Below are 22,339 nucleotides of genomic sequence, written 5' to 3'. Positions count from 1 at the left end.
GTCGGTGACCGGGGCCGGGGCGGTGCCTAACGGGTGGTGGTGGCCGAGTCCGCGGCCGGGGCGCTCGCGGCCCCGGCGCCGTCGGCGGCTGTCCCGGCCTCAGCCTCGACCTCCGCCTTGGCCGCTGCCTCGGCTTCCGTCGCGACTTCCGCCTTGGCCTCGGCTTCCGCCGCGGCTTCGGCCTCCGCCTTGGCCTTCGTCTGCGCCTCGTCGGCGGCAGCGCGGATCGCGCGCCAGGCGGCCTCGGCCGCCTGCTGCTCGGCTTCCTTCTTGCTGCGGCCGGTGCCGGTGCCGTACGCGACACCACCGACGCGGGCGGCAGCCGTGAAGGTCTTCTCGTGGTCGGGCCCGGTCTCGGAGACCAGGTACTCCGGAACCCCAAGACCCTCGGTGGCGGTCAGCTCCTGGAGACTGGTCTTCCAGTCCAGGCCGGCGCCGAGGTTAGAGGACTTCTCGATCAGTGGGTCGAAGAGCCGGTGCACCAATTCGGCGGCGGCGTCGAGTCCCCGGTCGAGATAGACCGCGCCGATCACCGCTTCCAGGGTGTCGGCGAGAATGGATGCCTTGTCCCTGCCCCCGGTGCCCTCTTCGCCCCGGCCGAGCCGGATGAAGGCGCCGAGGTCCAGACCCCGGCCCACCTCGGCGAGCGCGCGCGAGTTGACCACCGCGGCCCGCAGCTTGGCCAGCTGACCTTCGGGCAGATCCGGGTGGATGCGGTACAGCGTGTCGGTGACCACCAGGCCGAGCACCGAATCCCCGAGGAATTCCAGCCGCTCGTTGGTGGGCAGCCCGCCGTTCTCGTACGCGAAGGAGCGATGGGTGAGCGCACGCACCAGAAGGGCGGACTCGAGCTGATACCCGAGCCGCCCTTCCAGGATCGTGTGGGACGAGGCCTTGTCCGCCTGGACCGTATCGCCGCCGCGCTGATGACCTCCGCGAGGTTCACCCGCGCGCTTGCGGGACGGCGTGCTGGCGTCCGACATAGAGCCTGTCACCCGCCGATCAGACCTCGAGGACCTGGCGGCGGTTGTAGGTGCCGCAGCTCGGGCACGCGATGTGCTGCTGCTTCGGCTCGTGGCAGCGCTCGCACGCCACCAGAGTGGGGACCGCAGCCTTCCACTGCGACCGGCGGTGGCGCGTGTTGCTGCGCGACATCTTCCGCTTCGGAACAGCCACGGCTACTTCTCCTGTGGGTCATCCCCGCGCGGGCGGGGGGCGTTGTCCTTCTCGCCGTCCTGAATGGACCCGGCGAGTCCCTGCAATGCCGCCCAACGGATGTCGACGGCTTCGTGGTGGTGGTCCGGGTCGTCCGCGAGGCGCGCACCACAATCGGCACACAGCCCCGGGCAGTCCTCCCGGCACACCGGCTGCAACGGCAGTGCGAGCACCACCGCGTCGCGCAGCACGGGCTCGAGGTCGAACAGGTCGGCCTCGAGGAAGAGGGTGTCCTCCTCCTCGGCGTCGTCGCCGGTGTCCGCGTCGCGGCTCCGGTCGTCGGCGTCGGGGTAGGAGTACATCTCCTGGAAGTCCACTTCGAGCTCTCGCTCCAGCGGCTCCAGACACCTTACGCACTCCCCCGTGAGCGGTGCACGGGCGGTGCCTGTGACAAGCACCCCTTCCATGACCGACTCAAGGCGGAGGTCAAGCTCCACGGTCGCGCCTTCCCGCACCCCGATGACCTCGATGCCGAGGTCCTTGGGGGCCGCCACGGAGCGGGAGACCCGCTTGAGCGCACCAGGACGCCGCCCCAGCTCGCGTGTGTCGAACACGAGGGGGGCGCGGTGGTCGAGGCGGGCGTTCAGGGCTTCCTGCTTTCTACGCTGCGGCGGGCAGCCCGGCATGGACTTGAAGCGGGCAGCCGAGATCGCGGACGTACTCGCGACCGAAGAGCCAGGATACTGGACGGGCCGCTTCAGGCCCAATCGGGTGCCGGACGGCTCCGGAACGCCGGAGGGCTAGCGTCCCTGCTCGTACTGGCGCAGCTGATCGAGGTCGATCATGCTCGTGTCGAACAGGCTGGTCTCGTCGAGCGCCGCGCCCGGCTGCTGCGGGGGGTACGGGGGCTGCTGCGGGTGCTGCGGCTGCTGGACGTAGCCGTTCGGGTCGTAGCCCTGTTGCTGCTGCTGCCAGCCGTAGGCGTCCTGCTGCGGATATCCCGCCTGCTGGACGTACGGGTCCGGCTGCTGGACGTACCCCTGCTGCGGATAGCCGTACGCGTCCTGCTGCGGGTAGCCCGGCTGCTGGGCGTAGTACCCGGCGGCCGCGGCGGGGTCCATCGCGGCGGGCTGGACGGCAGCGGGCTGCACGGCGGCGGGCTCGATGACGGGCGACTGCGGTACGGCCGCGGGCTGCGCGGTGGCGTCCTGCGACTGGGCCAGCTCCGCGTAGTAGTCGTCGTCGCTGGTCCGCAGGGCCTGGGCGGCCGCGTCCTGGGCCGCCATATGGGCGCCCAGCTCATCGGCCGGGCGGGAGCCGAGCAGCTTCTGCCGTCCCCGGCCGACCGCCTCCAGGGTCTTGCCGAGCACCGCGGAGACGGCCCCCAGCTTGGTGTCCACGTACTCGTCGGCGCGCTGCCGCAGGGTGTGCGGATCGGCGCTGCGCTCCGGCTCGTCGTCCAAGCCGTCGCCGCCGGGCACCCGGCCGAGCAGCTTGTCGCGGCCTCGGTCCACCGACCCGATGGTCTTGGTCAGCACGACCTCGAAGTTGGCGAGCTTGCTGTCGACGTAGTCGTCCGCCTCGGCGCGGATCTCTTCGGCCTCCCGGCGGGCCTCCCCGAGGATCCGGTCGGCCTCCTCCTGCGACGTGCGGGCCACCTCGGTCGCGGAGATCAGCTGGGCGCGCTCGGCGTGCGCGGACTCGATGATCCGCGTCGCCTCCTGGCGGGCGTCGTCCACCATCCGGTCCCGCCCGCCGATCAGCTCCTCGGCATGGGCGAGCGAGTCGGGGAGCGCGGCGCGCACCTCTTCGAGCATGGCGAGCAGGTCGGCGCGGTTGACCACGCACGAGGCCGACATGGGCATGGCCCGGGCACTGCCGACGGCGCTCACGATCTCGTCGAGCTTCTTCTGCACGTCCACCTTGGGTGCTCGCAGTCTGAGTCGGAGGGGATGAGACGGGACCGACTGTACGGCCAGCGGGCGCCTGCCCGACACCCGCTGAGCCGCCGCCAGTGCCCGTCCGTGCTACTTCCGCCGGAGCCGTTCGTCCAGGGCCTCCAGGACCAGCGGCGGCACCAGGTGGGAGATGTCGCCGCCCCAGGCCGCGACCTCCTTGACCAGGCTGGAGGAGAGGAAGCTGTAGGTGGGGTTGGTGGGCACGAAAAGGGTCTCCACGCCCGACAGGCCGTTGTTCATCTGGGCCATCTGCAGCTCGTAGTCGAAGTCGCTGACGGCCCGCAGCCCCTTGACGATGGCGGGGATGTCGCGCTGCTTGCAGAAGTCCACGAGCAGCCCGTGGAAGGCCTCGACCTCCACGTTCCCGTACTCGGCGGTGGTCTGGCGGAGCAGATCCATCCGCTCCTCCACCGTGAACAGCCCCTGCTTGGACTTGTTGATCATCACGGCGACGTGGACGACGTCGTACAGCTTGGACGCTCGGCCGATGATGTCCAGATGCCCATTGGTGACGGGGTCGAAGGACCCCGGACAGACTGCGCGGCGCAACGGAAGTTCCTCGCTCTCGGGTCCGGTCATGACGCGTTGTCGCACGTCGAGGCGGCGCGACCGTACCAAAGCGTGCCCTCGCCGTAGCGACGGGACCGCAGTCCCTCGAAACCGGCCGGCCACCCGAACTCCCCGCCTCTGGTGCTGCGCTCCACGGTGACCAGCGCTTCCGGTGCGAGCCAGCCTTTGCCACGGAGTGTGATCAGGATCTCGCGGAGATCGTCGTCGGTGACGGCGTAGGGCGGGTCCAGGAAGACGACGTCGTACGGACCGGAGGCCGGAGCCGGGCCGTCGACGGCCGCCTCGGCCTTCCCGGTCCGCAGCTCGGCGCCGGGCAGCCCCAGCGCCCGGACGTTCTCCCGGATGGTGCGGGCGGCGCGCGGGTCCGACTCGACCAGCAGCACATGGGCCGCGCCCCGGGACAGCGCCTCCAGGCCGACCGCGCCCGAGCCGCCGTACAGATCGAGGACGCGGACCCCGCTCAGCGAGCCGAGCAGCGACTCCCAGGTGGAGAACAGGCCCTCGCGCGCCCGGTCCGAGGTGGGTCGGGTGCCGTTTCCCGGCGGCACGGCCAGGCGACGTCCGCCGGCCGCTCCGGCGATCACGCGGGTCATGGGTGTCGTAGTCCTTCGCGGTGGTCGTCGCGGTGGTCGGGGCGGCGGCGGGCGGGTACGCCGACCCGCCGCCCCTCCACGATATGGCGTCCGGCGCCGCACGGGACCCCTGCACGCCCCCTAGGGGGTGTCTTGCCGATCATGCCGGGCTCCCGACGCCTGGCACGGCACCTCGCGGCTCACCCCTTGTCGAGGAATTCCTCCCGCTCCTTGTCCAGCAGGGCGTCCAGCGCGGTGCGCAGCTCGGGGTAGCCGGTCAGCTCGGGGTCGGCCGTGACGATCGCGGTGGCCTCCTCCCGGGCGGCGGCGATGACCTCCTCGTCGTCGATGACGGCGAGCACCCGCAGCGAGGAGCGGACGCCGGACTGGGCCTGGCCGAGGACATCGCCCTCGCGGCGCTGCTCCAGGTCGATCCGGGACAGCTCGAAGCCGTCGAGGGTGGCCGCGACCGCGCCGAGCCGCACCCGGGCGGGGCTGGCCTCGGGCATCTCGGTCACCAGCAGACACAGCCCCGGGGCCGAGCCGCGCCCGACGCGGCCGCGCAGCTGGTGCAGCTGGGAGACGCCGAACCGGTCGGCGTCCATGATCACCATGGCGGTGGCGTTGGGGACGTTGACGCCCACCTCGATGACGGTCGTGGCGACCAGCACGTCCACCCCGCCCGCGGCGAAGCGGCGCATCACCTCGTCCTTGGCCTCCGGCGCCATCCGGCCGTGCAGCACCTCCACCCGCAGATCGCGCAGCGGGCCGGTGGCGAGCTGGTCGGCGACGTCGAGGACGGCGAGCGGCGGGCGCTTCTCCGCCTCGGCGGACTTCTCCTGCCCCGCCTTGGCCGCCTTCGCCCCCTTCGCCCCCTTCGCCCCCTGCTCCTCGTCCTCGTCGTCCCCGATGCGCGGGCACACCACATACGCCTGGTGGCCGCCCGCCACCTCCTCCCGCACCCGCTCCCAGGTCCGGGCCAGGAAGTGCGGCTTGTCCTTGGCGGGCACCACATGGGAGGCGATCGGGGAGCGGCCGGCCGGCAGCTGGTCCAGGACGGAGGTCTCCAGGTCGCCGAAGACGGTCATCGCGACGGTCCGCGGGATCGGGGTGGCCGTCATCACCAGCAGATGCGGCGGCTGCTTGCCCTTGGAGCGCAGGGCGTCGCGCTGCTCGACGCCGAACCGGTGCTGCTCGTCGACGACCACCAGGCCCAGATCGTGGAACTGGACCTTGTCCTCGATCAGGGCGTGGGTGCCGATCACGATCCCGGCCTCGCCGGTGACCAGGTCCAGCAGCGCCTGGCGGCGGGCGGCGGCGCCCATGGAGCCGGTGAGCAGCACGACCTTGGTGCCCTGCTCGGCGCCGCCCAGCATGCCTCCCTCGGCCAGCTCACCCATCATCTCGGTGATCGAACGGTGGTGCTGCTGGGCCAGGACCTCGGTCGGCGCGAGCATCGCCGCCTGTCCCCCGGCGTCGACGACGCCGAGCATCGCGCGCAGCGCGACCATCGTGTTGTGGGTCACCGTGAAGTGATCCGTCACATAGGCACGGCTCGGGTGGGCGACGCTGATGCACTGGACCGGTTTCCGGCCCACGTACTCCACCGCCCTGATCCCGCGCCGGAAGGTGTTGTACTTCGGCCGCCCCCGGAGACGTGCCGCCTTTCTGGCCAGCCTGAAGGGCACATATTCGTCGGGCAACCCGACAGAGACCACGTAAGCCGCACTCTTCCGCAGGACCCGGGCCCGGCCGCCGAGGGAGCGCACCAGCCACGCCACATCATCGGCCAGTTGACGCGACGCGGAGCAGTACGAGACGTCCAGCCCGTCCGACTGCACGGTGCCGTCCGTGTCCATCAGGCCCTGGAGCAGCGCCAGGCGGTCCTTGATCGTCGCGTTCTTGTAAGCAGCGGGAACGAACTTCTCGTGCGACGTCACACCCCAGAGCCCGAAGTCCCGCAGCGCTTGGATCACTGGATTCCGGATTTCGGCATCGACGCTGGAGAGCCTCAGATTGTGACGGAATGAGCCATCCCCGAGGAGGAGACCGAAAAAATAGGGATCAAGCGAAAGATCCGTACCGTCCTCGAGGTCGGTCGGCTGCGCGACGGGCAGGTACCACTTGGACGACCCGTTGGCCGTGAACAGGTCGCCTCTGATGTCGCGGGTCGACATCACTTTCGGCTCCTGCCCACGAGCCCAGGCACAGCTCGTCCCCACGATCCACAGGTGCTCGTCGTCGCATTCGACGCTGGTCCCGTCCGACAGGACCAAACGCCATACGTCGCGCTCACCCTGTGGAAAGACCCCGTCGACGACCGCGCGCTCCCCGGAGGGCACCACCACCTCGTCTCCTGGGGCGATCTCTCCCATCGGCCGGTAGCCACACGGCGTCAGCACCAGGGAGTCGAGCGGCTGCGCCTTGCCCGAACCGACCTCGCCCTGGAGCAGCCGGTGCATGGGGTGGTCGGTGGCCAGGTCGGTGAAGATCTCGGCGCTGACCCGCTGCTGGCCGTCGGTGAGGGTGAACGGCAGCCGGGCGTCGAAGGCGTCCAGCAGGCCGCCGTCCACCCGCCTGCGGGGCGCGGCGGGGGCCGTCGCGTCGGCCTGGCGGCGGCGGGCGAGGGCGACCTGCAGGACGAACGCCTCGTCCCACTTGAGCCGGTCGCGCGCGTCGGCGATGTCGGCCTTGGTGCGCGGGCGGTGGATGCGGCGCAGCGCCCCGGGCAGCGTGGCCAGCCCCCGGCCCTCGCGGAGGGACTCGGGCAGCGGGTCGATCAACCCGGCCAGCACGGTGTCCTCCTGGCCCGCCGGGCCGAGCACGGTGTCGACGGCCTGCTGGATCTGCCAGGACTCCATCTGCTTGCAGGCCGGGTACAGCGGCAGCAGCTGGTTGGCGAACGCCTCCGCGGCGTCCGATCCGCTGTCCCCCCGCAGCAGCTTGAACTCGGGGTGCGCCAGCTGCCGCTTGTGGTTGAAGACCGAGACCTTCCCGGCGAACAGGGCGCGGCTGCCGGGCAGCAGCTCGGAGCGCGGCTTGTGGACGCCCTTGCCGAAGAAGACGAGCTGGAGACGGCCGCTGCCGTCGGTGATGGTGACCTCCAGCCGCTGGCCCCGGCCGCTGTTGAACTTGTGCACCCGGGCGTCCGCGACCTGCGCGACCACGGTCACATGCTCGTCCAGGGGCAGATCGGCCAGCCGCGTCAGCTCGCCGCGCTCCGCGTACCGGCGCGGGTAGTGGTGCAGCAGGTCGCCGACCGTGTGCAGGCCGAGGTGCTCGGCCATCACCTTCGCGGTGTTGCCGCCGAGGACTTTCTTCAGGGGTTCATCCAGCACGGGCACGCAGTCCATTCCACACCACGCCACCGACAAGCGGGGCCCTTCACGGGGTCATGCCCGGGATCATTCCCGGGATCATTCGACGCCTATGATCAGCGGCGCGGAGGGCTGGCCGCCCCGGTAGACGATCGTGTCGACGGCGAAGTGGCCCTCCCGTACGTGCCGCTCCAGCCGCTCGGCGATGTCGTCCGGGAGGTCCGCGCCGAGCACCAGCGTGACCATCTCCCCGCCCGCCGCCAGCATCCGGTCCAGGACCGTCTCGGCGGTCGGGGCCAGTTCGGTGCCGATCACCGCCACATCGCCGTCGATCAGGCCCAGGACGTCCCCGGCCTGGCATACCCCGGCCATGGTCCAGGACCGGTGCTCGGCGACGGCCAGTTCGGCGCAGCGGGTGGCGCCCGCGGCGGAGGTCATGGCGACGACGTCCTCGTCGAAGCTGCGGGCGGGTTCGTGTACGGCGAGCGCGGCGATGCCCTGGACCGGGGAGCGGGTGGGGATGACGGCGACCCGTACGCCCTCGGCGCGGGCCTGCGCGGCGGCGGCCGCCGCCGGGTGGCGCAGCTCGGCGTCGTTGGGCAGCAGCACCACCTCGCGTGCGTGGGCCCGCAGGATCGCCTCGGCCAGTTCGCCGCCGCCGGGCGGCTTCCCGGGCTCGGTGGCGACCACGGTGGCGCCCGCCTCGGCGCACAGCGCGGCGAGCCCGTCGCCGGGTACGACGGCGACCACGGCGCGGGTCGCGCGCTCGCCGGACGGCCGGTCGGGCCGCCGCCCCCTCCGGCTCGCCTCGGGGCGGCCGGGCTCCGGGACGGCGGCGGGACGGCGCTCGGCGGGGGCGCCGAAGTGGGTGATGCGGACGCGGTACGGGCGTCCGGCCTCGATGCCCGCCTCCACCGCGGCGCCCGCGTCGTCCACATGGACGTGGACGTTCCACAGCCGGTCGCCGCCGACGATCACGAGGGAGTCGCCGAGCGCGTCCAGCCGCTCGCGCAGGGCGGGGACGGCGTCGTCGTCGGCTTCCAGGAGGTAGATCACCTCGAACGCGGGCCCGTCGGCGGAACAGTCCACCGGACCGGGCTCCCCGGAGGGCAGGGCGGGAGCGGGGATGGCGGGGGCGGCGGGCGGCGCGGCCGGGGGTTCGCCGGAGAGCGCCTCGGCGAGCCCGCCCAACACCGTGACCAGGCCGTAGCCCCCCGCGTCGACGACGCCCGCGCGGGCCAGCACGTCGAGCTGCCCGGGGGTCGCCTGGAGCGCGGTGCGCGCCCCTTCGTACGCCGCGCGCGCCACCGCGCCGACGTCCCCGGTGGCCCGCTCCGCGCTCTCGGCTGCGGCCATGGCCACGGTCAGTACGGTCCCCTCGACGGGGTGCGCCACGGCCAGGTACGCCAGCTGGACGGCACGCCGCAGGGCCCGCCGCAGCCCGTCCGCCTCGCCGCCGCTCCCCGTACCGCCGCCCTCGGCCAGTACGTCCGCCATGCCGCGCAGCAGCTGGGCCAGGATGGTGCCGGAGTTGCCGCGCGCGCCGATCAGCGCGCCATGGGCCATGGCGCGCACCACGTCGGCGAGGCTGGGGCGGGCGGCCCCGGCCGAGGCGGGGTGGCGGTCGAACGCGGCGTCGACGGCCTGTGCTGCGGACTCGACGGTCAGATACAGATTGGTGCCGGTGTCACCGTCCGCGACCGGATAGACGTTGATCGCGTCGATGTCCTCGCGGGCCCGGCCCAGCGCGTCCAGCGCCAGCCCGCACCAGATCCGTACCGCATCGGCGTCGAGCGTGTGCGGCACGTACGTACTCCTCGGGGTCGGGCTGCGCGTCATCGCAGGCTAGTCGCCGCCCTCCGCAGGGGCTGGGGCAGCCATGATAGTTTCGTTGTACGGGAGTGGCCGTTGTATGCTGCTCCGGTTGCCCGATGAGAGTCGGGCTATTCCCCTGGCGCCGCCGGTCTTCCACGATCTTGGCTACGCCGGGGTTCCGTTCAAGTTTCTGTCTCCTCGCGGGAAGCGAGGCTGACCCGTCTTTGGAGTAACCCGTGGCTGCCAACTGCGACGTCTGCGGCAAGGGGCCGGGCTTCGGCAACAACATCTCGCACTCGCACCGCCGCACCCGCCGTCGTTGGAACCCCAACATCCAGACGGTGCGCGCTGTGGTCGGTCGGACCCCGAAGCGGCTCAACGTCTGCACCTCGTGCATCAAGGCCGGCAAGGTCTCGCGCTAGGCGCACGCCTTCCCCCCGCGCAAGCGGGGTTCCGGTTGCCGAGGCCGGTCCACGCATGACGGTGGACCGGCCTTTACGCATGCCCGGACGCGCCCTTCGAGGCTTACTCGCCGGTCGTCAGCCAGCCGTGGTCGACCGGGCCGATGCCCGCGCCCAGGGGGAAGCCCGCCTCGATCGCGCCCGTGACGTACGCCTTGGCCGCCGTGACGGCCTCCGGGACCGCCATGCCGCCCGCGAGGTAGGTGGCGACCGCCGAGGCGAGGGTGCAGCCGGTGCCGTGGGTGTGGCGGTTGTCGTAGCGGGGCGCCCGCAGCCAGTGCTCCTCGGTGCCGTCGGTGAGCAGGTCCACCGCGTCGCCCGGCAGATGGCCGCCCTTGATCAGCGCCCAGCGCGGGCCGAAGTCCAGCACCGCGCGCGCCGCCCGCCGCAGATCGCCCTCGGAACCGGCCCGGATGCCGGTCAGCTGGGCCACCTCGTCCAGGTTGGGGGTGGCGACGGTGGCGGTGGGCAGCAGCTTGGAGCGGACCGCGTCCAGCGCCTCGGCGGCCAGCAGCGGATCGCCGTGCTTGGAGACCCCGACCGGGTCGACGACCACCGGCGCGGGCAGCCCCGCGAGCAGCCCGGCGACGGTCTCGACCAGCTCGGCGGTGGCCAGCATGCCCGTCTTGACCGCCTGGACGCCGATGTCGTCCACCACGCTGCGGAACTGGGCGCGGACCGCCTCCGCGGGCAGCTCCCAGGCGCCCTGGACGCCCTGGGAGTTCTGCGCCGTCACCGCGGTGAGCACGCTCATCCCGTGCGCGCCCAGGGCCAGCATCGTCTTCAGGTCGGCCTGGATGCCCGCACCGCCGCCGGAGTCCGACCCGGCGACGGTGAGGACGCGGACGGGCACCTGGTGGTCACGGGGTACGCGGGGGACATCGGTAGACATGGCCATACGGCCGAATCTACTCGGCGCCCTGGTCATCCCCGAAATGGTCCCAGCCCGCGTGCACCCAGGGCGCCCCGTCGACCGTCACCTGCGGCAGCGCCGACGGGTTGAGCACCTCGCCGATCACCTTCCAGCGGGCGGGCAGCTTCACGTCCGACGGGAAGGTGGCCACGATCGCGTGGTCCTCTCCCCCGCTGAGCACCCACTGGATCGGGTCGACGCCGACCGCCTGCCCGATGTCCGACATCTGCGTGGGGATGTCGATGTCCCCCGAGCGCAGATCGATACGGACCTGGCTGGCGTCGGCGATATGCCCGAGGTCGGCCACCAGACCGTCGCTGACGTCGGTCATCGCGGTCGCGCCGAGCCCGGCGGCGGCCGGTCCCGCGTGGTACGGCGGCTCCGGGCGGCGGTGCGCCTCGACGAAGGCGCGCGGTGAGCGGAAACCCCGCGAGAGCACCGCGTGCCCGGCGGCCGACCAGCCCAGCCAGCCGGTGACGGCGACAACGTCGCCCGGCCGGGCACCGGATCGGGTGACCGGCTCATGGTTGCGCAGATCGCCCAGCGCGGTGATGGCGATGGTGATGGCGTCTCCGCGCACCACATCGCCGCCGACCACCGCGGCGCCCGCCACCTGGCATTCGTCGCGGATCCCGTCCATCATCTCGGCCGGCCAGGTCACCGGCAGATCGGCGGGCACCACCAGGCCCAGCAGCAGCGCGGTCGGCACCGCGCCCATGGCCGCGATGTCCGCGAGGTTCTGCGCGGCGGCCTTGCGGCCGACGTCATAGGCGGTGGACCAGTCCCGGCGGAAGTGCCTGCCCTCCAGCAGGACGTCCGTACTGGCCACCACCCTGCGGTCCGGGGCGGCCACGACCGCCGCGTCGTCCCCGGGCCCCAGCTTCACCGCCGGGGTGGTGGTGAGCCGGGAGGTCAGCTCTCTGATGAGCCCGAACTCCCCCAACTCGCCCACGGTGCCCTTCATCGCATTGCCCCTTCGTGCTCGTGGCCCTCTGCCCGCCGCGCGGCGCACCCCGCGCGGGTCTCCCCGCGCCGCATGGCGACGCGGTACCGTGGCGTCCCTTCTCCCCACATGATCCTCGTAGCCGCCCTGGAGGTTCCGTGGTACAGGCGTACATCCTGATCCAGACCGAGGTTGGCAAGGCGTCGACCGTCGCCGACGTCATCGCCAAGCTCCCGGGGGTGATACAGGCCGAGGACGTCACAGGGCCGTACGACGTGATCGTGCGCGCCCAGGCCGAAACGGTCGACGAACTCGGCCGCATGGTCGTCGCGAAAGTCCAGCAAGTGGAAGGGATCACGCGCACGCTCACCTGCCCGGTGGTCCACATCTAGATCCAGCTCCCCCCGAGCGCTCGGCCGGTGAGGCGGGCCACCGGGCCGACGCGGCCCGGTGGCCGGACGCCTTACGGAACTAGCGCAGCCCCGTGGAGCGGCGCAGCGCGGCCTGGATGAGCCGGTCCACCAGCTCGGGGTAGGTCACGCCGCTCTCCTGCCACATGCGCGGGTACATGGAGATCGGGGTGAAGCCGGGCATCGTGTTGATCTCGTTGATCACGAACTCGCCGCTGTCCAGCAGGAAGAAGTCCGCGCGCACCAGGCCCTCGCAGGACACCGAGTCGAAGGCGCGCACCGCCAACTCCTGAACCCGCTCGGTCTGCTCCGCGGTGAGCGGCGCGGGCACCACACCGGGGGCCGCGTCGATGTACTTGGCCTCGAAGTCGTAGAAGTCGTGGCTGGAGACCGGGGGGATCTCGGCGGGCACGCTGGCCCGCGGCCCGTCCTCGAATTCCAGCACCCCGCACTCGATCTCGCGACCGCGCAGCAGCGCCTCCACGATGACCTTCGGGTCGTGGCGGCGGGCCTCCTCGATCGCCTCGTCCAGCTGCTCCGGGCCGTCGACCTTGGTGATGCCGATGGAGGAACCGGCCCGGGAGGGCTTCACGAACACCGGCCAGCCGTGCTCGGCGGCGAAATCGGTGATCCTGGCGCGGGCGGCGGTGGGGTCGCGCTCCCAGTCGCGGGGGCGGATGACCTCGTACGGGCCGACGGGCAGCCCGAACGAGACGAACACCCGCTTCATGTACTCCTTGTCCATGCCGACCGCGGAGGCCAGCACCCCGGCGCCCACATAGGGCACCCCGGACAGCTCCAGCAGCCCCTGGAGGGTGCCGTCCTCGCCGTACGGGCCGTGCAGCATGGGGAAGACGACGTCGACGTCGCCGAGCGCCTTGGGCACCGCGCCCGGCTCGCTGTAGACGACCTCGCGGCTGCCCGGGTCGACCGGCAGCACGACCGACCCCTCCTCGGACTCGGCGAGCCGGTCGACGCTCGGGAGCCGCCGGTCCGCGATGGCCATCCGCTCGGGCTCGTCGGCGGTGAGCGCCCAACGGCCGTCCGACGTGATGCCGATCGGCAGCACGTCGTACTTCTCGCGGTCGATGGCGCGCAGCACGGCCCCCGCGGTGACCACCGAGATGGCGTGCTCGGAGCTGCGTCCGCCGAAGACGACGGCGACGCGCGGCTTCCGCGGCTCGCCGGTGGAGGAAGCCGGGACAGGGCTTGAGGAAGGAGTCTCGCTGCTCATATCGCGTTGAGGTTACCTTGCGGTTCGGACGGCGTCAGTGCCGCTCGGCCTTCGCGCTGCGCGACATCAGCTCTTTGAGCGCGACGAGCGGCTGTTTGCCGTCATGGACGATGCCCACCACGGTCTCGGTGATCGGCATGTCGACGTCGTAGCGCCGGGCGAGATCCAGTACGGACTCGCACGACTTGACGCCCTCCGCCGTCTGCCGGGTGACCGCGATGGTCTCCTCCAGCGTCATCCCGCGGCCCAGGTTGGTGCCGAAGGTGTGGTTGCGGGAGAGCGGCGAGGAGCAGGTGGCGACCAGGTCGCCCATGCCCGCCAGGCCCGCGAAGGTGTGCGCGTCGGCGCCCATCGCGAGGCCGAGGCGGGTCGTTTCGGCGAGCCCGCGGGTGATGAGGGACGCCTTGGCGTTGTCGCCGAGCCCCATGCCGTCCGCGATGCCGACGGCCAGCGCGATGACGTTCTTCACCGCGCCGCCGAGTTCGCAGCCGACCACGTCGGTGTTGGTGTACGGGCGGAAGTAAGGGGTGTGGCACGCGGTCTGGAGGCGGCGCGCCACGTCCTCGTCCGGGCAGGCCACCACGGAGGCCGCGGGCTGCCGGGCGGCGATCTCCTTGGCGAGGTTGGGGCCGGTGAGCACCGCGACGCGCTCCGCGGGCGCTTCGGCGACCTCCGCGATGACCTCGCTCATCCGCTTGGCCGTGCCGAGTTCGACGCCTTTCATCAGGGACACCAGCACGGTGTCGGCGGGCAGCAGCGGGGCCCAGGCGGCGAGGTTGCCGCGCAGCGTCTGGGAGGGCACGGAGAAGACGGTGAACTCCGCGCCGCGCGCGGCCTCGGCCGGGTCGGTGGTGGCTCGTACGCCCTCGGGGAGGCGGATGCCGGGGAAGTAGTCGGGATTGGTGCGGCCGGTGTTGATGGCCTCGACGACATCGGGCCTGCGGCCCCACAGCGTCACCTCGCAGCCCGCGTCGGCGAGCACCATCGCGAAGGCGGTGCCCCAGGAGCCGGTGCCGTAGACGGCGCAGCGCGTCACTTGCTCTCCTCCTCGGCCACGGGGCGTTCCGCGATGACGTCGGCCGTCCGGGCGGGCACCGGCTCGTCGCGGACTTCGGCGAGGAGTTCGGTGACCGCGGCCATGATGGTGTCGGTGGCCGCCCGCAGCACGTCGGCGGTGGGCTCCTGGCCGTAGTACTCGGACAGGTCCACCGGCGGGCCCGCGTGCACCTTGAGGGTCTTGCGCGGGAAGAGCCGGACCCGCCGCTCCTTGGCGTACGGCGGTACGGCCTCGTTGGCACCCCACTGGGCGACCGGGATGACCGGGGCCTTGGTGAGCAGGGCGACCCGGGCGGCGCCGGTCTTGCCGCGCATCGGCCACATGTCGGGGTCGCGGGTCAGGGTGCCCTCGGGGTAGAAGGCCACGCACTCGCCCTTGTTGATGGCGTCGACGGCGGCCCGGAAGGCGTTGGCCGCGTCGGTCGACTCGCGGTAGACGGGGATCTGCCCGGTGCCGCGCAGCATGGTGCCCATGAAGCCGCCCTTGAAGAGGGCGGCCTTGGCGAGGAAGCGGGGCACCCGTCCGGAGTTGTACTGGAAGTGCGCGTAGGAGAGCGGGTCGAGATACGAGTTGTGGTTGACCGCGGTGATAAAGCCACCGTCGGCCGGAATGTGCTCCATTCCGTGCCAGTCCCGCTTGAACAGAACCACCATCGGTGGTTTCACCATGACCGCCGCCATGCGGTACCAGAAGCCGATTCTGCGGCCGGACACTCGGAACATCCTCCTCTTGACCCTGCTGACCTGCTGGCTTGCTGCCGTCCTGGCAGCCGCACAAGTCTCGCTCCAGGTACTCGGTCTGTCGAGGACACCGTAACCCCGCCACGTCCGGGACGAGCCGGGCAGCAGGCGAGAATGGGGTCCGTGGGAAGAAACGCAAGCCCTGTGGTGTGGACGCTGGTGGTGCCGCTGAAACCCCTGTCACGGGCGAAGAGCAGGCTCTCCGACGCCACCGGGGACGCCCTGCGGCCGGGGCTCGCGCTGGCGTTCGCCAAGGACACGGTGGGTGCGGCGCTGGCCAGTCGGCGGGTGGGCGGGGTGACCGTGGTCACGGACGACCCGCTCGCCGCGCGCGAGCTGGCTACCCTCGGCGCCCGGATCCTGCCCGATACGCCGGGCCGTGGACTGAACGCGGCGCTCACGCACGGCGCCCGGACGGTACGGGAGGGCCGCCCCAGGGCCTTCGTGGCGGCGCTGAACGCCGATCTCCCGGCGCTGCGGACCGCCGACCTCGACCAGGTGCTCGAAGCCGCCGCGGGCTTCCCACGCGCCTTTCTGGCGGACGCGGCGGGGGTCGGTACGACACTCCTCGCGGCGTCGCCTGGCACCGACCTCGCCCCCGCCTTCGGGGGCGCCTCCCGGGCCCGGCACCGGGCGTCCGGCGCGTACGAGATCGAGCTGCCCGGGGTCGATTCGGTGCGGCGCGACGTGGACACCGGGGAGGACCTGCGCGCGGCGCTGGCGCTGGGCGTCGGCCCCCATACGGCCCGGCTGTGCGGCACCTCCTGCCCGCCCGGTCGGCGGGCGGCGCTGCCGGGGACATAGGGGTGCCCCGAGGGGAGGCGCCGGGCGGGGCGCACTAGGCTGGCGGGTATGCAGGGAACGGCCTACACCTACGACTCCGACGCCCGTACGGGCAGTGTGCTGCTCGACGACGGCACGCCCCTGCCCTTCGACGCGGCGGCCTTCGACGCCGGGGGGCTGCTGACGCTGCGGCCCGGGCAGCGGGTGCGGATCGAGGTCGCGGGCGAGGGCGACGAGCGGCGCGTCGTCTTCATCACCCTGCAGACGTTCTGACACCCCAGGCGGGGGTTCCGGGCCCGTGACGCACCGCGGGCCGGGCTCCCTCTTCGGAGCCCGGCCCGGCGCGTGAAAGGTGCCGCTGTACGGCGCTGACTAGCGCTTCCTGGCGGTGGTGGTCTTCTTGGCGGGGGCCTTGCGCGCGGTCGTCTTGCGCGCCGGGGCCTTCTTCGCGGTGGCCTTCTTGGCGGGCGTCTTCTTCGCCGGAGCCGCCTTCTTGGCGGTGGCCTTCGCCGGAGCCTTCTTGGCGGGCGCCTTCTTGGCCGCGGTCTTCTTGGCGGTCGCCTTCTTCGCCGGAGCCGCCTTCTTGGCGGTGGCCTTCTTGGCCGCGGCCTTCTTCGCGGCGGCCTGGAGGCTGCCCTTGGGGGCCTTCTTCACGGCCACCTCGCCGCCCCGCGGCAGCTTCTTCGAACCGCTCACCAGGTCCTTGAAGCCCTGACCCGCACGGAAACGGGGCACCGAGGTCTTCTTGACCCGGACCCGCTCTCCGGTCTGGGGGTTACGGGCGTACCGGGCGGGCCGTTCCACCTTCTCGAACGATCCGAAACCGGTGACCGAAACTCGATCCCCGCCGACCACCGCGCGGACGATGGCGTCCAGGACCGCGTCGACCGCTTCGGCGGCCTGCTGTCGTCCGCCGACCTTGTCGGCAATCGCTTCTACGAGCTGCGCCTTGTTCACGTCTTCCCCTTCGGAGACATTGCTGGAACGAATGTGTTCAAGCTTTTTCGCACGTTAGGCAGATATATACCGCAAATCAAACACGAAACGGGCTAATCACCCTTGTGCCGCAACGCACTCGGTCGTCACGGACTTCGGTAGGAGTCGGGATCTTCGGGGAAACGGCCCTCGTCGAGGTCGTTCATCAACCGCTCCAGACGCCTTGCCGCGTCTGCGAGATCGTGTTTTGACGCTGCCGTGATCACCAGCAGCTTCCGGGACAGCGCCATCCGTACGCCCTCCGGGACTTGCAGTGTGCGCACCCTTGTGTGCGCTTCCTTGAGCCGGGCAGCGACAAGACCGTAGAGCTCGAGTTGGCCGTCGCGTTCCATGCACTGATTGTGCCATCTGAGGCGAGTTGTCGCTTCACGGGGCCTCAACATGACGATGCGCCGCCAGTCCGAGGACTGGCGGCGCATCATGCCAAACCCGCTCTGTGCAGGGGAAACCGGGGGGTCAGAGCACCGTCGTGGTGGGCTTGAAGGAGAAGCGGCGACCCTCGTACGCGACGATGTCGGCCTCCTCCCTGAGGGTGAGGCTGATGTCATCCAGCCCCTCCAGGAGTCGCCACCGGGCGTTCTCGTCAAGCTCAAAATCAGCCGTGATTCCCTCGGCTCGAACCTGACGGTCGACGAGGTCCACGGTGACCTCCGTGGCGGGGTCCGCCTCGACCAGCTTCCAGAGCCGTTCCACGGTCTCCTGCGGCAGGACGACGGTCAGCAGCCCGTTCTTGAGGGAGTTGCCCCGGAAGATGTCGGCGAAGCGCGAGGAGATCACGGCCTTGAAGCCGTAGTTCTGCAGCGCCCACACCGCGTGCTCGCGCGAGGAGCCGGTGCCGAAGTCGGGGCCGGCCACCAGGACCGTCCCGCCCTTGTGTTCGGGCTGGTTGAGCACGAACTCCGGGTCCTTGCGCCAGGCCTCGAACAGCCCGTCCTCGAAACCGTCGCGGGTGACCTTCTTGAGCCAGTGCGCGGGGATGATCTGGTCGGTGTCGACGTTGCTGCGGCGCAGCGGAACGGCCCGGCCGGTGTGCGTGGTGAATGCTTCCATGGCTGCTCAGACCCCCACGGGAACGGTGACGTCGGCGTCGGACAGGTCGGCGGGCGAGGCCAGGTGGCCGAGGACCGCGGTGGCGGCGGCGACCTGCGGCGAGACCAGGTGGGTACGGCCGCCCTTGCCCTGCCTGCCCTCGAAGTTGCGGTTGGACGTGGACGCCGAGCGCTCACCGGGGGCGAGCTGGTCGGGGTTCATGCCCAGGCACATCGAACAGCCCGCGTGCCGCCATTCGGCGCCGGCCTGGGTGAAGACCTTGTCCAGCCCCTCCTCCACGGCCTGCAGCGCGACCCGCACCGAGCCCGGTACCACCAGCATCCGCACCCCGTCGGCCACCGAACGGCCGTACAGGATGGAGGCGGCGGAGCGCAGGTCCTCGATGCGGCCGTTGGTGCAGGAGCCGACGAAGACGGTGTCCACCTTGATCTCGCGCAGCGGCTGACCGGCCGTCAGACCCATGTACTCCAGGGCCTTCTCGGCGGCGTACTTCTCGCTGGCGTCCTCGAAGGTGGCCGGGTCCGGCACCGACTCCGACAGCGGCGCGCCCTGACCGGGGTTGGTGCCCCAGGTGACGAACGGGGCCAGCTCGGAGGCATCGATGACGACCTCGCGGTCGTAGACCGCGTCGTCGTCGCTGCGCAGCGTGCGCCAGTACTCGACGGCCCGGTCCCACTCCTCGCCCTGCGGGGCGTGCGGGCGGCCCTGGAGGTAGTCGAAGGTGGTCTCGTCCGGGGCGATCATGCCCGCCCGGGCGCCCGCCTCGATGGACATGTTGCACACGGTCATCCGGGCTTCCATCGAGAGCTGCTCGACGGCGGAGCCGCGGTACTCGATCACGAAGCCCTGGCCGCCGCCGGTGCCGATGCGGGCGATGATCGCCAGGATCAGGTCCTTGGCGGTGACGGTCTCGGGCAGCTCGCCCTCGACGGTGACGGCCATGGTCTTGAACGGCGCGAGCGGCAGCGTCTGGGTGGCCAGCACGTGCTCGACCTGGCTGGTGCCGATGCCGAACGCGAGCGCGCCGAAGGCGCCGTGGGTGGAGGTGTGGCTGTCACCGCAGACGACGGTGGTGCCGGGCTGGGTCAGTCCCAGCTGCGGTCCCACCACGTGGACAACGCCCTGCTCGACGTCGCCGAGCGGGTGCAGACGCACCCCGAACTCCGCGCAGTTCTTGCGCAGCGTCTCCAACTGGGTGCGGGAGACGGGGTCCGCGATCGGCTTGTCGATGTCGAGGGTCGGGGTGTTGTGATCCTCGGTCGCGATGGTGAGATCGGTGCGGCGCACCTGGCGGCCGGCCTTGCGGAGGCCGTCGAAGGCCTGCGGGCTGGTCACCTCGTGCAGCAGGTGCAGATCGATGAAGAGGAGGTCGGGCTCGCCATCGGCGTGCCGGACGACATGATCGTCCCAGACCTTCTCCGCGAGTGTCCGTCCCATCGCTTTCCCTCCGACCGGCCTCTTCGCCGGCCCAACTCGTGTCGAGTACGTGCCCTGGGTCGCGGGCCCGCCAGTTACAGAGTGGCGGGTATCCCGAAAAATTGAACTTGCGTTTCACACTGTGAGACGCGAGTATCGTTTCATGGACAACTCTAGCGGCGTCGGCGTTCTCGACAAGGCGGCTCTGGTATTGAGCGCTCTGGAGTCCGGTCCGGCCACCCTCGCGGGGCTGGTCGGAGCCACCGGTCTCGCGCGCCCCACGGCGCACCGGCTGGCGGTAGCACTTGAGCACCACCGGATGGTGGCGCGTGACATGCAAGGGCGCTTCATTCTGGGCCCGCGCCTGGCCGAGCTGGCCGCGGCGGCGGGCGAGGACCGGCTGCTCGCCACGGCAGGCCCGGTCCTGACCCACCTCAGGGACGTGACCGGGGAGAGCGCGCAGCTCTACCGGCGCCAGGGCGATATGCGCATCTGCGTCGCGGCGGCCGAGCGGCTGTCCGGATTGCGGGACACCGTGCCGGTCGGCTCCACGCTCCCCATGAAGGCGGGCTCTGCGGCCCAGATCCTGATGGCCTGGGAGGAGCCGGAGCGGCTGCACCGGGGCCTCCAGGGCGCCCGCTTCACCGCGACGGCGCTCTCCGGCGTACGGCGGCGGGGCTGGGCCCAGTCGATCGGCGAGCGGGAGCCGGGCGTGGCGTCCGTGTCCGCCCCGGTGCGCGGCCCGTCCAACCGTGTGGTCGCCTCCGTCTCGGTCTCCGGACCGATCGAGCGGCTGACCCGCCACCCGGGCCGTATGCACGCCCAGGCGGTCATCGACGCGGCGGCGCGCCTCTCGGACGCGCTGCGCCGGGGCCACTGATGACCGCGTTACGGGCGCCTGATCGCTACGCGCCCACTCCCCCGCCGCGCGGTGGCTACGCGCCCTTCAGCGACAGCCGGTCGGCCGCGCGCTCGCCGCGTCGGCCGACCGGGACGACCCCGGTGGCCTTGCCCAGCCCGAACGCCGGCATGCCGGAGTAGATCGACTCGTGCGCACCGGCCGGTACGACGTACGTCTCGTGCCAGATGCCGACCTTCCCCCCGCCCTCCCGGGCCCGCCGGTTGAACGCGGCCCAGGCCGGGCGGTGCTCCTTGCCCTGCGCCGAGGCGTACGCCATCAGCTTCTCGTGCGAGTCCCAGTACTGGACGACGCACAGCACCCGGGGCGGGCCCACCAGCAGCTCGTAGCCCAGCAGCCCGCTCTCCTTGTCCCGCGACAGCTCGCGCAGCATCCGCGGCATGGCGTTGAACACCGGCAGCCAGCTGCGCAGCGCGCGGAAGCGGTTGACGCGCATCCCGATGAGGAAGACGGTCACCTCCCCCTCGCCCTCGGCGGTCATCCGGCCTTCGATCACATCGGCACCCATGGCGATCCCCTCGCTCCGACGTCACGGCAACACTCACGACATATTGGATAGTGAAGCTATCCAATGATTGGATAGTGGCACTCTCCATACGGAAGCGCAAGAGAGAACTGCGAGGGAAAGGGACGGCATGCGACTGGCGGAGCTGAGCGAGCGCAGCGGAGTGTCCACCGCGACGATCAAGTACTACCTGCGCGAAGGGCTGCTGCCGCCGGGCGAGCGCCTCACCGCCACGAAGGCCGCGTACGGCGAGGAGCATCTGCGCAGGCTGCGGCTGGTGCGGGCGCTGATCCAGGTCGGCCGGATGCCGGTGGCCACCGCGCGCGAGGTACTGAAGGCGGCGGAGGACGAGTCGCTGAGCCAGCACATGCGGCTGGGCGCCGCGGTCTGGGCCCTTCCGCACGGCCCGGAACCCGATAACGACGCCCCGGAGACAACCCGCGCCCGGGAGGAGGCGGGCGCGCTGCTGGAGCGGCTCGGCTGGACCCACGACCGGGACTCCCCCGCCTACCGGATGCTGGTGGAGGCGATCGCGTCGCTGGCCCGCCTCGGATACCCGTATGACACCGGCCACTTGCTGCCGTACGCCCGGCTGGCGTCCGAACTGGCCGTCCACGAACTGGACGTGGTGGAGACGTACGACACGCCCACCGAGCAGATCGAGGCGTCCGTCGCGCTGACCGTGCTGTACGAGCCGGTGCTGCTGAGCCTGCGGCGGCTCGCCCAGGCCGAGGAGTCCGGCCGCCGCTTCGATGACGTGGAATAACACGAAAAGGCCCTCCGTGTCTCCACGGAGGGCCTTCCCTGTTCTGTACCCCCGACCGGATTCGAACCGGCGCTACCGCCTTGAGAGGGCGGCGTGCTAGGCCGCTACACAACGGGGGCCTGAATCAGCACATCCTGCACTGCGCTGGGCTACCAGGACTCGAACCTAGACTAAATGAACCAGAATCACTCGTGCTGCCAATTACACCATAGCCCATGGTATAGACCAGTACCCCCGACCGGATTCGAACCGGCGCTACCGCCTTGAGAGGGCGGCGTGCTAGGCCGCTACACAACGGGGGCCCTAGCGATCTCCGTAACTGCTGGAGATCTGTACCCCCGACCGGATTCGAACCGGCGCTACCGCCTTGAGAGGGCGGCGTGCTAGGCCGCTACACAACGGGGGCCTGGTTTTGCTTGATCAAGAGATTCACGAAGAAATCGAGAAGATCTCTTGCTGGGGTACCAGGACTCGAACCTAGACTAAGTGAACCAGAATCACTCGTGCTGCCAATTACACCATACCCCACCAAAACTCCACCCCTGTCGGGGTGTTGTCTGGGTTTGCGCCCCGGTCCGGCCTTCGGCCCGCCCGGGCGGCGCAGGAAGAACATTACCCGATGGTGGACGGGCCACCAAAACGGATTGCCGGGGCGGTGGCGCCGCCCGGCCGGCCACCCGCGCCCCGCCCCGGCGCGGACGGCCCCGCGGCCCCCCGCGAGTGCGCGGGCGCCGGGGTGCGGGGCAGGGGGCGCGCGCG

24 protein-coding genes and 5 tRNA genes are annotated in these 22,339 nt (G+C 71.3%); 6 read left to right on the top strand and 23 right to left on the bottom strand.

Annotated elements, in window-relative coordinates:
• Positions 1-26 precede the first annotated feature (26 nt).
• From rnc to ACFV9T_RS13060, 8 genes are all read right to left on the bottom strand, one after another.
• The gene (gene rnc / locus ACFV9T_RS13095; protein ID WP_385439366.1) at positions 27-983 is read right to left on the bottom strand and encodes a ribonuclease III; all 957 of its coding nucleotides are present in this window, start codon (positions 981-983) and stop codon (positions 27-29) included.
• Positions 984-1,002: 19 nt separating this feature from the next.
• Positions 1,003-1,176: a 50S ribosomal protein L32 gene (gene rpmF, locus ACFV9T_RS13090; protein ID WP_009714764.1), complete on the bottom strand. Its 174-nt coding sequence runs from the start codon at positions 1,174-1,176 to the stop codon at positions 1,003-1,005.
• A gap of 2 nt (positions 1,177-1,178) precedes the next feature.
• Positions 1,179-1,841, bottom strand: coding sequence for a YceD family protein (locus ACFV9T_RS13085; RefSeq protein WP_385439364.1), 663 nt, complete (start codon positions 1,839-1,841; stop codon positions 1,179-1,181).
• Between the two features lie 114 nt (positions 1,842-1,955).
• A complete protein-coding gene (locus ACFV9T_RS13080) occupies positions 1,956-3,077 on the bottom strand; it encodes a cell division initiation protein (RefSeq protein ID WP_385439363.1) in 1,122 nt (373 codons plus the stop codon).
• A gap of 105 nt (positions 3,078-3,182) precedes the next feature.
• Positions 3,183-3,662, bottom strand: a complete 480-nt coding sequence (coaD, locus tag ACFV9T_RS13075; protein WP_385439361.1) for a pantetheine-phosphate adenylyltransferase — start codon at positions 3,660-3,662, stop codon at positions 3,183-3,185.
• A gap of 26 nt (positions 3,663-3,688) precedes the next feature.
• Positions 3,689-4,276 carry a 16S rRNA (guanine(966)-N(2))-methyltransferase RsmD gene (gene rsmD, locus ACFV9T_RS13070; RefSeq protein ID WP_385439359.1) on the bottom strand — a complete coding sequence of 196 codons (588 nt, stop codon included), beginning with the start codon at positions 4,274-4,276 and terminating at the stop codon, positions 3,689-3,691.
• A 179-nt stretch (positions 4,277-4,455) separates the two neighbouring features.
• Positions 4,456-7,608, bottom strand: a complete 3,153-nt coding sequence (locus ACFV9T_RS13065; protein WP_385439356.1) for a helicase-related protein — start codon at positions 7,606-7,608, stop codon at positions 4,456-4,458.
• 63 nt (positions 7,609-7,671) lie between these two features.
• Positions 7,672-9,411 (bottom strand): DAK2 domain-containing protein, encoded by a 1,740-nt coding sequence (locus ACFV9T_RS13060; protein WP_385439355.1) that lies wholly within the window; start codon positions 9,409-9,411, stop codon positions 7,672-7,674.
• A 212-nt stretch (positions 9,412-9,623) separates the two neighbouring features.
• On the opposite strand from ACFV9T_RS13060, the gene rpmB reads away from it, so the two are divergent.
• Entirely contained in the window at positions 9,624-9,809 is a 186-nt protein-coding gene (gene rpmB, locus ACFV9T_RS13055; protein WP_009714771.1) for a 50S ribosomal protein L28, read from the top strand.
• A gap of 103 nt (positions 9,810-9,912) precedes the next feature.
• Here rpmB and thiD read toward each other — a convergent pair whose 3' ends face one another.
• Positions 9,913-10,740 carry a bifunctional hydroxymethylpyrimidine kinase/phosphomethylpyrimidine kinase gene (gene thiD / locus ACFV9T_RS13050; RefSeq protein WP_385439605.1) on the bottom strand — a complete coding sequence of 276 codons (828 nt, stop codon included), beginning with the start codon at positions 10,738-10,740 and terminating at the stop codon, positions 9,913-9,915.
• Between the two features lie 16 nt (positions 10,741-10,756).
• Entirely contained in the window at positions 10,757-11,725 is a 969-nt protein-coding gene (locus tag ACFV9T_RS13045) for a thiamine-phosphate kinase (protein ID WP_385439351.1), read from the bottom strand.
• Between the two features lie 137 nt (positions 11,726-11,862).
• Here ACFV9T_RS13045 and ACFV9T_RS13040 point away from each other — a divergent pair, with 137 nt between their 5' ends.
• Positions 11,863-12,096 (top strand): Lrp/AsnC family transcriptional regulator, encoded by a 234-nt coding sequence (locus ACFV9T_RS13040; RefSeq protein WP_009714774.1) that lies wholly within the window; start codon positions 11,863-11,865, stop codon positions 12,094-12,096.
• A gap of 79 nt (positions 12,097-12,175) precedes the next feature.
• On the opposite strand, the gene ACFV9T_RS13035 is transcribed toward ACFV9T_RS13040, so the two are convergent.
• From ACFV9T_RS13035 to ACFV9T_RS13025, 3 genes are read right to left on the bottom strand one after another with little or no spacing between them, the layout of a single operon-like run.
• Positions 12,176-13,348: a D-alanine--D-alanine ligase family protein gene (locus ACFV9T_RS13035; RefSeq protein ID WP_385439349.1), complete on the bottom strand. Its 1,173-nt coding sequence runs from the start codon at positions 13,346-13,348 to the stop codon at positions 12,176-12,178.
• A 34-nt stretch (positions 13,349-13,382) separates the two neighbouring features.
• Positions 13,383-14,384 carry an NAD(P)H-dependent glycerol-3-phosphate dehydrogenase gene (locus ACFV9T_RS13030; RefSeq protein ID WP_385439347.1) on the bottom strand — a complete coding sequence of 334 codons (1,002 nt, stop codon included), beginning with the start codon at positions 14,382-14,384 and terminating at the stop codon, positions 13,383-13,385.
• Positions 14,381-15,118, bottom strand: coding sequence for a lysophospholipid acyltransferase family protein (locus tag ACFV9T_RS13025; RefSeq protein ID WP_385439345.1), 738 nt, complete (start codon positions 15,116-15,118; stop codon positions 14,381-14,383). The genes ACFV9T_RS13030 and ACFV9T_RS13025 overlap by 4 nt, the downstream gene beginning before the upstream one ends.
• Before the next feature lie 171 nt (positions 15,119-15,289).
• Here ACFV9T_RS13025 and cofC point away from each other — a divergent pair, with 171 nt between their 5' ends.
• Both cofC and ACFV9T_RS13015 read left to right on the top strand, forming a co-directional pair.
• Entirely contained in the window at positions 15,290-15,949 is a 660-nt protein-coding gene (gene cofC / locus ACFV9T_RS13020; protein ID WP_385439603.1) for a 2-phospho-L-lactate guanylyltransferase, read from the top strand.
• A 48-nt stretch (positions 15,950-15,997) separates the two neighbouring features.
• A complete protein-coding gene (locus tag ACFV9T_RS13015) occupies positions 15,998-16,201 on the top strand; it encodes a hypothetical protein (RefSeq protein ID WP_385439343.1) in 204 nt (67 codons plus the stop codon).
• A gap of 99 nt (positions 16,202-16,300) precedes the next feature.
• Here the strand turns inward: ACFV9T_RS13015 and ACFV9T_RS13010 are convergent, their stop codons facing one another.
• The 4 genes from ACFV9T_RS13010 to leuC form a co-directional block, all read right to left on the bottom strand.
• Positions 16,301-16,885, bottom strand: coding sequence for an HU family DNA-binding protein (locus ACFV9T_RS13010; RefSeq protein WP_385439341.1), 585 nt, complete (start codon positions 16,883-16,885; stop codon positions 16,301-16,303).
• Positions 16,886-17,010: 125 nt separating this feature from the next.
• Entirely contained in the window at positions 17,011-17,256 is a 246-nt protein-coding gene (locus ACFV9T_RS13005) for a hypothetical protein (protein WP_179936968.1), read from the bottom strand.
• A 124-nt stretch (positions 17,257-17,380) separates the two neighbouring features.
• Entirely contained in the window at positions 17,381-17,974 is a 594-nt protein-coding gene (gene leuD, locus ACFV9T_RS13000) for a 3-isopropylmalate dehydratase small subunit (RefSeq protein WP_385439338.1), read from the bottom strand.
• A gap of 6 nt (positions 17,975-17,980) precedes the next feature.
• Complete coding sequence (gene leuC, locus ACFV9T_RS12995; RefSeq protein ID WP_385439335.1) at positions 17,981-19,411, bottom strand: 3-isopropylmalate dehydratase large subunit; 1,431 nt, start codon at positions 19,409-19,411, stop codon at positions 17,981-17,983.
• A gap of 142 nt (positions 19,412-19,553) precedes the next feature.
• On the opposite strand from leuC, the gene ndgR reads away from it, so the two are divergent.
• Complete coding sequence (ndgR, locus tag ACFV9T_RS12990; RefSeq protein WP_385439332.1) at positions 19,554-20,270, top strand: IclR family transcriptional regulator NdgR; 717 nt, start codon at positions 19,554-19,556, stop codon at positions 20,268-20,270.
• Between the two features lie 55 nt (positions 20,271-20,325).
• On the opposite strand, the gene ACFV9T_RS12985 is transcribed toward ndgR, so the two are convergent.
• Complete coding sequence (locus tag ACFV9T_RS12985) at positions 20,326-20,817, bottom strand: DUF4188 domain-containing protein (RefSeq protein ID WP_385439330.1); 492 nt, start codon at positions 20,815-20,817, stop codon at positions 20,326-20,328.
• Between the two features lie 127 nt (positions 20,818-20,944).
• Between ACFV9T_RS12985 and ACFV9T_RS12980 the strand changes: the two genes are divergently transcribed.
• Complete coding sequence (locus ACFV9T_RS12980) at positions 20,945-21,580, top strand: MerR family transcriptional regulator (RefSeq protein WP_385439328.1); 636 nt, start codon at positions 20,945-20,947, stop codon at positions 21,578-21,580.
• Between the two features lie 46 nt (positions 21,581-21,626).
• Here the strand turns inward: ACFV9T_RS12980 and ACFV9T_RS12975 are convergent.
• From ACFV9T_RS12975 to ACFV9T_RS12955, 5 genes are all read right to left on the bottom strand, one after another.
• Positions 21,627-21,699 (bottom strand) — tRNA-Glu (locus ACFV9T_RS12975).
• A gap of 25 nt (positions 21,700-21,724) precedes the next feature.
• Positions 21,725-21,796: transfer RNA gene (locus ACFV9T_RS12970), tRNA-Gln, on the bottom strand.
• Positions 21,797-21,809: 13 nt separating this feature from the next.
• Positions 21,810-21,882 (bottom strand) — tRNA-Glu (locus ACFV9T_RS12965).
• 31 nt (positions 21,883-21,913) lie between these two features.
• A tRNA-Glu gene (locus ACFV9T_RS12960) sits at positions 21,914-21,986 on the bottom strand.
• Between the two features lie 50 nt (positions 21,987-22,036).
• Positions 22,037-22,108: transfer RNA gene (locus ACFV9T_RS12955), tRNA-Gln, on the bottom strand.
• Positions 22,109-22,339 lie beyond the last annotated feature (231 nt).

Origin of the sequence: Streptomyces sp. NPDC059850 (genome assembly GCF_042731515.1) — a bacterium.
Classification (GTDB): domain Bacteria; phylum Actinomycetota; class Actinomycetes; order Streptomycetales; family Streptomycetaceae; genus Streptomyces.
Note: the sequence above shows the minus strand (reverse complement) of the source record. Positions and strands in the feature narration are given on the sequence as shown.